Genomic DNA, 12,390 nt, shown 5'->3' with positions numbered 1-12,390 from the left:
CGGGGCCCCCACCGACCGCCCCGGCGCCGTGCGCGCCCAGCTGCGCACCGAAAACCTGTACCTCTTCAACGCCGGCCTCGACGTGGCCTACCTGGCCACCGGCGCGTACTTCCTGGAAAAAAGCCGCAACCCCGCCACCGACAACCCCAACCGCTGGCGCGGCTACGGCCAGTCGCTGCTGCTGCAAGGCGGCTTTTTGCTGCTGTTCGACGGGTTTCAATTTGCCTCCCACCACCGGCACGGCCAGGCCTTGTACCCGCTGCTGAGCCGCGTGCGCGTGGGCCCCGGCGCGGTAGCCGTGGTGCTGCCGCTGCGCTGATTTCGCCTCAATTTCGCCCCATGCCCACTTTCGCCCACCGCCTGCTGCACTTCCTGCGCACGTTTCCATTGCCCGAGGCCCTGCCCACCGGCGTGGCGGCCCGGAGCCCGTTCCGCGAGCCGGCGGTATACGACTTGCTCAACCAGTTTGCGCACAAGTTCTACGCCGACAACCAGCCTCGGGTAGCCATGCTGGGCATCAACCCCGGCCGGCTGGGAATGGGCCGCACCGGCGTGGCCTTCACCGACCCGGGGTCCCTGGCCGAGTTTTGCGGCATCGCCCACGGCCTGCCCCGGCAGCGGCCCGAAATATCCAGCCAGTTCGTGTACCAAGTGGTGGCGGCGCTCGGGGGCCCCGCGGCGTTCTACCAGCACTTCTATCTGGGCTCGGTGTACCCGCTGGTATTGCTACGCAACGACTTAAACTACAACTACTACGACGCGCCCGCCCTCACCAAAGCCCTGTGGCCCGACATGCAGCTCTCCTTGCGCCAGCAGGTAACCGGCCTCGGCCTGCGCACCGACGTGGCCGTGAGCCTGGGCAAACGCAACGGCATCTTCTTCAACCGCTTGAACGATGAGCTGGGCTTGTTTGAGAAGATCATCGTCCTCGACCACCCGCGCTACCTCATGCAGTACCACCGCCGCGACCTGGCCGCCAATGTGGCCCGCTACGTGGAGGTGCTGGGCGAGTGCTTAAGCCCCGCCAGTTCCTAGCAACTGTTTGACTTGATTTTTTGGCTCTTGAAACGCTGTAGAGACGCATCGTTGCGTCTCCGGCTTGAACGATAGTTAGACAAGCCGTTCGAGCCCGAGACGCAAGGATGCGTCTCTACACCACACTGGCGTTAACTTAAACAGCCTCTCAACTGATAACTACCAACTGATAACTGACGCAAATGCCTACCGTTCAAGCCCTGGCCCAGTTGCTCGAAGCCGCTGCGCCCCTCGCCTACCAAGAGAGCTACGACAACGCCGGCCTGCAATGCGGCGATCCGCAGGCTGAAATCACGGGCGTTTTAATCACGCTCGACTGCACGCCGGCCGTGGTGGCCGAAGCCGTACGCCGCGGCTGCAACGTGGTAGTCGCCCATCACCCGGTCATTTTCCGCCCCCTCAAGCGCCTGACGGGGGCCAACGAGGTGGAGCAAACCATTATGGCCGCCCTGAAAAACGACGTGGCCATTTACGCCGCCCACACCAACCTCGACAACGTACGCGGCGGCGTGAATGACAAGCTGGCCGAGAAGCTGGGCCTGGCCAGAACCCGCACCCTGGCCCCGCAGAGCGGCGTGCTGGCCCGCCTCACCACCTACGTACCCAACCGGCCCGAGGACCAGGCCGCCGACGTGGCCGGCCGCGTGCTGGGGGCCCTGTACGCCGCCGGCGCGGGCCAAGTGGGCCAGTACGCCGCGTGCAGCTTCCGCGCCGACGGCCTGGGCACCTTCACGCCCGGCGCGGGCACCCACCCCGCCATCGGCCAGGAAAACCGCCCCGAAACCGTGCCCGAAACCCGCCTCGAAGTGCTGCTACCGCTGCACCGCCAGGCCGCCGTGCTGGGGGCTCTGCGCCGCGCCCACCCCTACGAAGAAGTGGCCTACGAGCTGGTTAAGCTCGAAAACGCGCACCAGGACGTGGGCGCCGGCCTGGTGGGCGAGCTGCCGGGGGCCCTGGCACCCGCCGCCTTCCGGGCCCTGCTCAAGGAGCAGTTGCGCGTGTCGGTGGTGCGCTTCACGGCGTTCGAGCGGGAGATAAAAACCGTGGCCCTGTGCGGCGGCGCGGGCGCGTTTCTCATCGGGGCGGCGCGGGCGGTGGGGGCCGACGCCTACGTGACCGGCGACGTGAAGTACCACGAGTTTTTTGGGGCCGAGGGACGGCTCATGCTCTGCGACGTGGGCCATTTCGAGAGCGAGCAGTTCACGGGCGAGGTGTTCCGCGATTTGCTCCTGGCCGGTTTTGGGCGTACTTTTGCGGTCTTATTCGCTGATACTCCTACGAATCCCGTTCACTATGACTGCTAAAGCTGCCGCCCTGGCCCACGCCGATGTTCCCGTAGCCACCAAGCTGGAAGCCATGCTCGCTTTGCAGCACCTTGATTCCCAGCTCGATGAGATTCGGCGCGTGCGTGGCGACTTGCCCGAGGAAGTGCGCGACCTCGAAGACGAGATTGCCGGCTACGAAGTGCGCGTGAAGAAATTCGACGAGGACATTCAGGGCCTCAACGACTTCATCAAAAGCCGCAAGCAAGCCAGCAAAGACGCCGAAACGCTTATTAAGAAGTACGACGAGCAGCAGCAGAACGTGCGCAACAACCGCGAGTTCGAAGCCATTGCCAAGGAAATGGAGCTGCAACGCCTCGAAATCCAGATTTCGGACAAGAAAATCAAGGAATCGCAGTACCAGATCGACGTGAAAAACGCTGAAATCTCGGGTACCAAGAGCAAGCTCGACGAGCGCCGCAAGGACCTTGACACCAAAAAGGGCGAGCTGGACACCATCATCGCCGAAAACGAGGAAGAAGAGCGCGCCATCCTGGCCCAGCGTGAGCAAGCCACCGTTCCGGTGGAGCCCCGCCTGCTGACGGCCTACACCCGCATCCGCGGCAACGTGCGCAACGGCCTGGCCGTGGTGCTGGTGCGCCGCGACGCCTGCGGCGGCTGCTTCAACACGGTGCCACCCCAGCGCCAGGCCGACATTATTTCGCACAAGAAAATCATCGTGTGCGAGCACTGCGGCCGCATTCTGGCCGATGTGGAAGGCCGCGCTACCGTCAACGTTTAGCTTGCCTGAACAGGTACCCACGGGGCCCACTCGGAAGAAATAAGGAAAAGGAACGGCCCCGCGCCGTTCCTTTTTTGTTGACTGGCCATTCCATGTTTCGCTTACCCCGCAGGCACCTCCTCCGCGCTTTTTGGCCGGCTCCCCAGTGGCGGGGGGCCCTGCTGGGCCTGTGGCTGCCGCTGGCCTTCGCGCCGCAGGGCCCCGGCAGCTACGAAGCAGCAGGTCCCGCCCCCGCACCGGTCGCTGCGGCGGCAGATAACCACTTACCGCCCAGCAGCCAGCGCGCCTACGCCGAGGTACTGAAGCTGCGCCTGGGCACCGCCCGGCAGCTGCTGGCCCCCGAGCTGGCCCGCACGCCCGGGGCCCCCGCCCCCCTGCTGGTGGCCGACTGCGCCGACTTCGTGGAGCTGCTGGCCACCCAGGACGCCGTGCGCTACACGCAGTTGGTGCCCGGCCAGCAGGCCCGGCTCGACGCCCTGGACGAGGCCCCCGCGGGGCCCTGGCGCGACTACGCCCGCGCCGAAATCCGGCTGCACCTGGGGCTGGAGCACGTGGGCTTCGGGCACCAGGTGGTGGGGGCCTGGCAGCTGCGCCGCGCCTACCAGCAGGTGCAGGCCCTGGCGCGGCAGTACCCGGGCTTCGTGCCGGCCCGTACCACGCTGGGCCTGGGGCAGTTCGCCCTCGGCACGCTGCCTCAGGGTTTCCACTGGCTGCTGCGTCTGCTGGGCCTGCCCGGCGACGTGGACGCCGGCCTCGCCAACCTCGGCCAGGCCGCCGACCAGCCCCACGCCTTCCAGGCCGAGAGCCAGCTGTTCCGGGCCCTCATCCGCGAGACCTATTTTAAGCAGCCCGCCGAGGCCCTGCGGCTGGCAGCCCTAATGCCCGCCCAACAGCCCGATAACCTGCTCTTTGCCTACGTGGCCACCACCGTACTCAAGCGCCAGCACCAGACGGCCACCGCCCTGGCCGCCTACCGCGCCCGGCCCACCGGCCCGGCCTACCTGCCCTTCGCCTACCTGCACCACCTGGCCGGCGACCTGCTGCTTTACCAAGCTGATTACGCCGGTTCGGAGCGCGAAAACCTGCAATTCCTGCGCGAATACCGGGGCCAGAACTACCGCAAGGACGCCGCCTTTAAGCTCTACCTAGCTGACTGGCTGGGCGGGGAACCAGCGGCGGCCGTCGAGCGCTACCGCCAGCAAATTAACCAGGCGGGCCCCACCATGGTAGAGGAAGATGCTTACGCCCAGCGTTTCTACCACAACGCCCAGGCCCTCAGCCCCGTCCTGACCCGGGCCCGCTTGCAGCTCGACGGCGGCTACTACCGCCCGGCGCTGGCTACCCTGCGCATGTTCCGGTCCACGGCCGCCACGCCCCTGCGCGACCGGCTGGAGGGCCCCTACCGCTACGCCCGTGCCTACCAGGGCCTGGGCCGCCCCGATTCGGCCCGCCAAGCCTACGCCCAAACGCTGGCCATTTCCACCCAAGCGGGCGAAAACACCTACTACTTTGGGCCCCAGGCCGCCCTGGAGCTGGGCTACCTGGCCCGGGCCGCCGGCCAGCGCCCCCAAGCCAAAGCCTACTTCGAGCAGGCGTTGCACTCGCCCACCCACGAGTACAAAAACAGCACCGATGCCAAAGCCAAGCTGGCCCTGCGCGAGTTATAGGCTTGCTCCTAAATAAAACCGCACGAAAAAGAACGTCATGCTTCGCTGCGCTCTGCATGACGTTCTTTTTCGTGCGGTTTAGGAATACTTACCTTCCATATACTGCCGTGCGCCAGCCCCTCATCATTCCGTTAGCCAGCCTACCGATTGGGCCAGACGAGTTCCGGCGACGGGCCTTGCAGTGGGCAGCGCAGTTTCGACACTGCGCATATTTCGAGCACAGCGACCAACTGGAGTACCCCCGGGGCCCCTTCGGCCGACTGCTGGCCGTGGCCGACGCAGCACCAGAGGCCCCAAAATCGTTGGCCGAGTTGGACGACTGCTTGGCCCGGCCAGCGGCGGGGGCCCCACGCTGCGGCTTCCTTACTTACGACCTCAAAAATGAGATTGAGGCTTTAACCAGCGCGAACTTTGGGGCCCTTGACTGGCCGCTATTGCACTTCTTCACGCCCCAAACCTGGCTCGTGTGGCAGGCCGAAATCGTAGAAATCCACGGCACTGCCGATGGAATACTGGCCGCAATTCTGGCTACGGCGCTGCCGGCTGGGGCCCCGCCGCAGGTACCGGCTCTGCGCCCGCGCCTGCTCAAGGCCGACTACCTGCGGGCCGTGGCCGCCGTACGCGAGGACATTCTTAACGGCGAGGTATACGAGCTGAACTTGTGCCAGGAATTTTACGCCGAACACGTGCAGCTAGACCCTACGGCGCTTTTCTGGCGGCTCAACGCAGCCTCGCCGGCGCCGTTTGCGGGCTTCGTGCGCTGGCACGACCATTACCTGCTGTGCGCTTCGCCCGAGCGTTTTTTGGCACGCCGGGGCCCCACCATCCTTTCCCAACCCATCAAGGGCACCCGCCGCCGCGGCCTCACCCCGGCCGACGACGCCCGGCAGCGACAGGCCCTGCTGGCCGACGAAAAAGAACGCGCCGAGAACCTGATGATCGTGGATCTGGTGCGCAACGACCTGGCCCGCGTGGCCAAAACCGGCTCCGTGCGCGTACCCGAACTCTTTGGCCTATACCCGTTTCGCCACGTGTGGCAAATGATTTCAACCGTCGAAGCCACCCTGCGCCCGGGCGTGGCGCTGCCCGAAATCCTGCGCGCCACCTTCCCGATGGGCTCCATGACCGGGGCCCCCAAGGTGCGCGCCATGCAGCTCATCGAGGGCTACGAGCGCAGCCGGCGCGGCCTCTACAGCGGCAGCATCGGCTGGGTGGGCCCCGGCGGCGATTTTGACTTTAATGTGGTGATTCGTAGCCTCCAGTACCGCGCCGACACCGGCTACCTCAGCTTCCAGGTCGGCTCAGCCATCACCTACGACTCCGACGCCGAGCAGGAATACGCCGAGTGCTTGCTCAAGGCCCAAGGCCTACTGGAAGCGCTGGGCACGGCTATCAGTTAATAGCTATTAATCGACGCAAACTGGAACGTGGTACTGTAGAACGGAGTGGCACTCCGTTTTGACGTTTACCCAGACTCCTAGCGCAAAACGGAGTCCACTCGTTCTACACTGGCCGTAGCTCACTTCTGGATGGGGATAACAATCATCGATGCAGTGGATGGAAATGGTCTTTTCGCGCAGCGAAACGGTGCGGCGCAACGCGCTAACTGTTAAATGGTAACTGATAACTGTTAAATGACCCGCCCTGCCATTCTGTCATTTTCCGACGGGAAGCCGTATCTTTGCGGCCCGCCGGAAAGCGGCCTTTGCCATGTCCCAACCCCTGCTGACCCTCGATTTTCTAGATAAAGCCGCTGCCCCTGAGCACGCCCCCGGCGGCGAGGTGCGCGTGAGCGCCGCCACCCGCACGGGCCGCCCCCGCTCGCTCTACATCGAGAGCTACGGCTGCCAGATGAACTTCTCGGACTCCGAAATCGTGTCGAGCATCCTCTACGACGAGGGCTTTGATTTGACCGAGGACCTGGCCACCGCCGACCTGGTACTGCTCAACACCTGTTCCATCCGCGAAAAGGCCGAGCAGACGGTGCGCATGCGCCTCAAGCAAATCAACTCGCACAAGAAGCGCCGGCCCGGCATGCTGGTGGGCGTGCTCGGCTGCATGGCCGAGCGTTTGAAAAGCAAGTTCTTAGAAGAAGAGAAAATCGTGGATCTCGTGGTGGGCCCCGACGCCTACCGCGACCTGCCCCAACTCATCAGCCAGGTAGATGGCGGCCAAAAAGGCGTGAACGTGCTGCTCAGCCGCGACGAAACCTACGCCGACATCACGCCCGTGCGCTTGAATTCCAACGGCGTGTCGGCCTTCATCAGCATCATGCGCGGCTGCGACAACATGTGCTCGTTCTGCGTGGTGCCCTTCACCCGTGGGCGCGAGCGCAGCCGCGACGCCCACAGCATCGTGCGGGAAGCCAGCGACTTGGTAGCGGCCGGCTACAAGGAAGTAACCCTGCTGGGCCAGAACGTGGACTCCTACAAGTGGACCAGCGCCGACGGCACCGAGTTCGTGAACTTCGCCCAGCTCCTCGAAAGCGTAGCCCTCATTAGCCCCGCGCTGCGGGTGCGCTTCTCCACCTCGCACCCCAAGGATATTACCGACGAGGTACTGCACACCATCGCGCGCCACGAGAACATCTGCAAGTACATCCACCTGCCCGCCCAAAGCGGCAATTCGCGGGTACTGGAGCTGATGAACCGCACCTACGACCGGCCCTGGTACGAAGACCGGGTACGGAAAATCCGCGAAATCCTGGGCGACGACTGCGCCATTTCGACCGACATGATTGCCGGCTTCTGCTCCGAAACCGAGGCCGAGCACGAGGATACCAAGAGCCTGATGGAATTCGTGCGCTACGACATGGCCTACCAGTTCTTCTACTCGGAGCGCCCCGGCACGCTGGCCGCCCGCAAGCTGGCCGACGACATTCCGCTTGAAACCAAGAAGCGCCGCCTCCAGGAAATTATTGACTTACAGCAACTCCACAGTGCCGAGCGCAACCAGCGCGGCGTCGGCCGGGTGCACAAGGTGCTGGTCGAAAACTTCTCGAAGCGCTCGGAGGAGCACCTTAGCGGCCGCAACAGCCAGAACCAAGTCGTCATCTTCCCAAAACAAAACTTCGTGAAAGGCGACTACGTGGATGTGCTCGTGCATTCGTCTTCCGCTAGTACGTTGCTGGGCGAAGCGGTTTAGCAATGGAATGCCAGGCGCTTCTTATTAACGATGCCTTGCGTTTGACTTTAGCCGAATTAGAGTCATTTTTCGAAATCAAATTGGATTTAGAAGAAATAAATCGGGTTTTTGACGACGCTGAAAATGACCAACTTTCTTTCAAATACTATATTTTTTACAAGGAAAAGGGCTTTCTTCTTCCCAATTGGGAAATATCTGGTGCAGTAGATGAGCACGAGCCTGAAACCTTGTTTCTTAAAAGTATCGGTGGCTTCGGTAAAAGGAAAAGGTTTGACATTTTTTTTGAGCGCAATGCCTAATCCTCATCATTATCCGGTCGTATTGTACTGGAGCGCTGAAGACAAGGCTTTCATTGTGGAAGTACCGGATTTACCGGGTTGCATGGCCGACGGGGCAACGCAAGAAGAGGCCCTGGCCAACGCGGCGGTTATCATCCAGGAATGGATGGATTTTGCCCTGAAACTGGGGCGCGAAATTCCAGCCCCGCGCGAACGTTTGCAAATTGCTGCTTAGCGGCACTTTAATCGAATAAAATTGACTCCGCAAGAAATTCAATCCATCAAGCAGCGGTTCGGCATCATCGGCAACGCGCCGGCGCTGAATTACGCCATTCAGGTGGCCACGCAGGTGGCCCCTACCGACATGACGGTGCTCATCACCGGCGAAAGCGGGTCGGGCAAGGAGTCATTTTCGAAGATTATCCACGCGCTGTCGCCGCGCAAGCACGGGCAGTTCATCGCCATCAACTGCGGCGCCATCCCGGAGGGCACGATTGATTCGGAACTGTTTGGGCACGAAAAGGGCTCGTTTACGGGGGCCAACGAGGCGCGCAAAGGCTACTTCGAGGTGACCAACGGCGGCACCATCTTCCTCGACGAGATTGGCGAGATGCCGCTCGGCACCCAGGCCCGCTTGCTGCGCGTGCTCGAAAACGGCGAGTTCATCCGCGTGGGCAGCAGCAAGGTGCAGAAAACCGACGTGCGCGTGGTGGCCGCCACCAACCTGAACCTGCTGGAAAGCGTGCGCAACGGCCGTTTCCGCGAGGACCTGTACTACCGCCTGAGCACGGTGCCGATTACGGTGCCGCCGCTGCGCGAGCGAGGCGAGGACATCTACCTGCTGTTCCGCAAGTTCACGGCCGATTTTTCGGAGAAGCACCGGGTGAAGCCCATTTCGCTGACGCCCGACGCAGTGCAGCTGCTCACGCGGTTCCGGTTTCCGGGCAATATCCGCCAGCTCAAGAACATCGCTGAGCAAATCTCGGTGCTGGAAATGGAGCGCGAGCTTGACGCCCGCCAGCTGGCTAAGTACCTGCCCACCGCCCAAACCAGCCAGCTGCCCATGCTGCTGGGCGCCAGCGGCGCGGCCGAGGGCCCCGGCGGCTACTCGGAGCGCGACCTGATGTACAAGATCTTGTTCGACATGCGCCGCGACATGACCGACCTCAAAAAGCTGGTGCTGGAGCTGGCCGCCGGCCAGCGCCCCCACGAAACCCAGGAGCTGCTGCGCCAAAACAGCCACTTGTTTGCCCCTGGGGCCCCCGCCGCCGCCAACGGGTTCGACGGGGCCCCGGCGGCCGAGTACTTCCTGGGGGCCCCGGCCAGCCCGAATTTGCACGCCGAGGCCGACGACTACGACGACGAGGTGCAGCCGGTGGAAGACATTTCGCACGAAACCGAAGAAGAAACGCTCTCGCTCGACGTTAAGGAGAAGGAGATGATCCTCAAGGCCCTGCGCAAGCACCACAACAAGCGCAAGTACGCCGCCCACGACCTGGGCATTTCCGAGCGCACCCTGTATCGCAAACTCAAGCAATATGACCTGGAGCAAGTGTAAGTTGCTGGCCGTTAGCTATCAGCTACTGGCTATTAGCTTTTTTGGCATGCTGCGCAAAAGGGCCATCGGCTATCCGCTACTGGCGCTCAGCTTAATGTTGACGGGCTGCGGGGTGTACTCGTTCAACGGTACCAACATCGACCCGGCCATCCGCACGTTTTCCATTCAAACCATCCAAACTACCGCCCCCAACGCGCCAGCGTTCCTAACGCAGCGCTTTACGGAGGACTTGAAGGATTATTTCCAGCGCAACACCAGCCTGAAGCTGGTGCCGCGCGACGGCGACATTCAGTTCGACGGCAGCATCGTGGCCTATGATTACGCCCCGGCGGCCATCCAAAAGGTGGACGGGGTGGACCTGGCCGGCTCCAGCCGCCTCACCATCCAGGTGAAGGTGCGCTTCGTGAACAGCAAGGACGAAAAGGCGAGCTTCGACCAGGTGTTCCAGAGTTTCGGCGACTTCCCCTCGACTCAGGACGTGGCGGCCGTGAACAACGACCAGACGGCGGTGCGCAAAATCACCAACAACGTCATCACCGATATTTTCAATAAATCGGTGGCCAACTGGTAGTCGGGCGGTTATAAGTTAAAAGCTACGGGTTGCTTCCTTTTGATACGGTCCACCGCCGGGTTTAGCGCAGTTTTCGGGTCAGTGTACAGATTAGCCGCTGCCGGTCCGCCGGCTGAAAACTGCGCTAGGGCGCAGCTTATTGATTTATAATTCATAATTTTCCATTTATAATTAAAAAATCATGACCCGCGCCGCCCTTCTGCACGTCCTCGACCACCCCACGGCCATTGCGCCGGCGGAGGTGCGCGAGCTGGAGCAGCTGGCCCAGGCGTTTCCGTACTGCCAGACGGCCCACCTGCTGCTGGCCAAAGCCGCCCACGACCAAGGCACCATGCTAGCCGGCCAGCGCCTGCGCCGCGCCGCCACCTACGCCGCCGACCGCGAGCTGCTCCGCCGCCTCATCGAGCAAGTAGTCCCCGCCGGGGCCCCTACCGCCGAGCCCGAATCAGCCCCGCTGGAAGCCGCGCCCGCCGCGCCATCGGCCGTCCCGCCGCAAGCCACGCCAGTTGCCGCTGGGGCCCCAGCCGCCACCCCGATAGCAACCGAGGCCGAAGCCGTTCCCAAGGTAGCCGAAGCTACCACAGAAGCAGTATCGACGGAATTGGTTGCTAGTCCAATAGTTGTTCTGACACCCGAAACGTCAGTCCCAGAGACTTCCGCAGTAGAAGCCCTGGAAGGGCCGGCCTTTGAGGAGCAGGCACCGGAGGCATCTGCCGCAGAAGCACAAGCAACGGAGGCAGTTGATATAGCGGAAACAGGGGCCCCAGCGCCAGAGGCTGCGATAAACGAAACAGTTGCGGTAGCGGAACTAGGGGCCCCAGCGCCCGAAGCTGCGCTGAACGAAGCAGATTCAAACGAAGACGCGCAGCCCGCCGGGACCCCGGTGGCAACAGAAGAAGCACCAACGCTTGCCAGCGATGGAGCGGCTGACGCTCCAATGGAAGCGGACACCGAACCGGCCGAAGCCCTGGTAGACACGCCGGATGCGCTGGCGCCCGAGCCGCTCCCAGCGCCGCCCGCCGGGGGCCCCGATGAGCCCGAGCTGCCGGCCGTGGCGCCGCCCATTCATCCGCCGGAAGCGGCCAGCGCGGCGCGGGTAGAATTTGAATTGCCGGAGGAGCCCGCCCCAGCGGCCCCTATGTATGAGCTGCCGGGCCTGGTGGACGAGTGGGCCGCCGCCGCCTCCACGCTGGCGCTGGCCCCGGCAGCAGCGGCCCCTTTGCCGGCTACGGCCCGCGTGCGGCCGCTGACAGCGGCCGACTTTACGGGCGATGCGGAGCTGGGCTATGGCCTGGGCGGCAGCAGCCGGTTGGGCTTTGCCGTGCAGCTGCTGAACTCCTGGGAGGCCGACGACCAGGCCGCCACCACGGGACCCGCCGCCGCGCTGCCACCCACCGGCGAGTTCTTCGCCCCCGATGTGCTGCTGCTCGACCATTGGGCGGCGCACCGGCCGCCGGAAGCACCCACGTCCGTCGACCTCATCAATACCTTTTTGCGGCGGCAGCCGCGCCTCACGCGCCCTGCTATGCTGCCGCCCAGCTCCGGGGCCCAAGTTGACCTAAGCGTCCGCAATGCCCGCCTCGAAACCGAGCTGGCGTCCGAGGGCCTGGCGCAAATCCTGGCGCGGCAGGGCAAAACGGCCCGGGCCATCGAGATTTACGAACGCCTCATGGTGAAGCAGCCGGAAAAAATGGCGTACTTTGCAGCCCAAATTCAACAATTGCAACCCCCGGCCCGCCAAGAGCCGCTGTTTCCTTCCTCCTGATGTACACTGCCTTAATTATCCTGATTCTACTCGTGTGTTTCCTGCTCTCGCTGGTAGTGCTGGCCCAAAACCCCAAGGGCGGCGGGCTGTCCGGCCAGTTCAGTGCCGGCGGCGCGGCCAGCATGATTGGCGTGAAGCGCAGCGGCGACCTGCTCGAAAAACTGACCTGGGGCTTCGCCATTTCCTTGGTAGTGCTCTCGCTCGGCACCCACATGCTGGGCCAGGGCGTGGCCGGCCCCGCCCGCCAGCGTGAACCCCAGAAGGGCACGAACAGGATTTTCATGCCCTCGTCGCTCAGCAGGCGGCTC

General features: G+C 63.5%; 13 protein-coding genes. All 13 read left to right on the top strand.

What is annotated here, in order from left to right; genetic code table 11:
* A partial coding sequence (locus BEN49_RS04115; protein WP_438831772.1) for a DUF6992 family protein occupies positions 1 to 319 on the top strand: 319 nt, incomplete at its 5' end.
* Between the two features lie 20 nt (positions 320 to 339).
* Positions 340 to 1,035, top strand: a complete 696-nt coding sequence (locus tag BEN49_RS04110) for a uracil-DNA glycosylase family protein (RefSeq protein ID WP_070741142.1) — start codon at positions 340 to 342, stop codon at positions 1,033 to 1,035.
* Between the two features lie 182 nt (positions 1,036 to 1,217).
* Complete coding sequence (locus tag BEN49_RS04105; protein ID WP_070741139.1) at positions 1,218 to 2,339, top strand: Nif3-like dinuclear metal center hexameric protein; 1,122 nt, start codon at positions 1,218 to 1,220, stop codon at positions 2,337 to 2,339.
* Positions 2,329 to 3,099: a zinc ribbon domain-containing protein gene (locus BEN49_RS04100; RefSeq protein WP_070741136.1), complete on the top strand. Its 771-nt coding sequence runs from the start codon at positions 2,329 to 2,331 to the stop codon at positions 3,097 to 3,099. The genes BEN49_RS04105 and BEN49_RS04100 overlap by 11 nt, the downstream gene beginning before the upstream one ends.
* Before the next feature lie 92 nt (positions 3,100 to 3,191).
* Positions 3,192 to 4,766, top strand: a complete 1,575-nt coding sequence (locus tag BEN49_RS04095) for a tetratricopeptide repeat protein (protein WP_070741134.1) — start codon at positions 3,192 to 3,194, stop codon at positions 4,764 to 4,766.
* A 107-nt stretch (positions 4,767 to 4,873) separates the two neighbouring features.
* Positions 4,874 to 6,166, top strand: coding sequence for an anthranilate synthase component I family protein (locus tag BEN49_RS04090; protein WP_239691809.1), 1,293 nt, complete (start codon positions 4,874 to 4,876; stop codon positions 6,164 to 6,166).
* Between the two features lie 310 nt (positions 6,167 to 6,476).
* Positions 6,477 to 7,910, top strand: coding sequence for a tRNA (N6-isopentenyl adenosine(37)-C2)-methylthiotransferase MiaB (gene miaB, locus BEN49_RS04085; protein ID WP_070741132.1), 1,434 nt, complete (start codon positions 6,477 to 6,479; stop codon positions 7,908 to 7,910).
* A gap of 35 nt (positions 7,911 to 7,945) precedes the next feature.
* Positions 7,946 to 8,209: a hypothetical protein gene (locus tag BEN49_RS04080; protein ID WP_141765611.1), complete on the top strand. Its 264-nt coding sequence runs from the start codon at positions 7,946 to 7,948 to the stop codon at positions 8,207 to 8,209.
* Positions 8,202 to 8,423, top strand: coding sequence for a type II toxin-antitoxin system HicB family antitoxin (locus tag BEN49_RS04075; RefSeq protein ID WP_070741127.1), 222 nt, complete (start codon positions 8,202 to 8,204; stop codon positions 8,421 to 8,423). Before BEN49_RS04080 ends, BEN49_RS04075 begins: the two co-directional genes overlap by 8 nt.
* Positions 8,424 to 8,444: 21 nt before the next feature.
* Entirely contained in the window at positions 8,445 to 9,746 is a 1,302-nt protein-coding gene (locus BEN49_RS04070) for a sigma-54 interaction domain-containing protein (RefSeq protein WP_070741123.1), read from the top strand.
* Positions 9,747 to 9,792: 46 nt separating this feature from the next.
* Entirely contained in the window at positions 9,793 to 10,317 is a 525-nt protein-coding gene (locus BEN49_RS04065; RefSeq protein WP_070741145.1) for an LptE family protein, read from the top strand.
* A 181-nt stretch (positions 10,318 to 10,498) separates the two neighbouring features.
* Positions 10,499 to 12,082 carry a DUF8458 domain-containing protein gene (locus tag BEN49_RS04060; RefSeq protein WP_070741120.1) on the top strand — a complete coding sequence of 528 codons (1,584 nt, stop codon included), beginning with the start codon at positions 10,499 to 10,501 and terminating at the stop codon, positions 12,080 to 12,082.
* On the top strand, positions 12,082 to 12,390 hold a 309-nt coding region (gene secG, locus BEN49_RS04055; RefSeq protein ID WP_125916490.1), incomplete at its 3' end, for a preprotein translocase subunit SecG. The genes BEN49_RS04060 and secG, both read left to right, overlap by 1 nt.

Origin of the sequence: Hymenobacter coccineus (assembly GCF_001816125.1) — a bacterium.
GTDB lineage: Bacteria > Bacteroidota > Bacteroidia > Cytophagales > Hymenobacteraceae > Hymenobacter > Hymenobacter coccineus.
Note: the sequence above shows the minus strand (reverse complement) of the source record. Positions and strands in the feature narration are given on the sequence as shown.

What these genes read in the sequence shown, in the direction of transcription:
- BEN49_RS04110 (WP_070741142.1), top strand. Translation starts at nt 340, where the DNA reads ATGCCCACTTTCGCCCACCGCCTGCTGCACTTCCTGCGCACGTTTCCA.
- BEN49_RS04105 (WP_070741139.1), top strand. Translation starts at nt 1,218, where the DNA reads ATGCCTACCGTTCAAGCCCTGGCCCAGTTGCTCGAAGCCGCTGCGCCC.
- BEN49_RS04100 (WP_070741136.1), top strand. Translation starts at nt 2,329, where the DNA reads ATGACTGCTAAAGCTGCCGCCCTGGCCCACGCCGATGTTCCCGTAGCC.
- BEN49_RS04095 (WP_070741134.1), top strand. Translation starts at nt 3,192, where the DNA reads ATGTTTCGCTTACCCCGCAGGCACCTCCTCCGCGCTTTTTGGCCGGCT.
- miaB (WP_070741132.1), top strand. Translation starts at nt 6,477, where the DNA reads ATGTCCCAACCCCTGCTGACCCTCGATTTTCTAGATAAAGCCGCTGCC.
- BEN49_RS04075 (WP_070741127.1), top strand. Translation starts at nt 8,202, where the DNA reads ATGCCTAATCCTCATCATTATCCGGTCGTATTGTACTGGAGCGCTGAA.
- BEN49_RS04065 (WP_070741145.1), top strand. Translation starts at nt 9,793, where the DNA reads ATGCTGCGCAAAAGGGCCATCGGCTATCCGCTACTGGCGCTCAGCTTA.
- BEN49_RS04060 (WP_070741120.1), top strand. Translation starts at nt 10,499, where the DNA reads ATGACCCGCGCCGCCCTTCTGCACGTCCTCGACCACCCCACGGCCATT.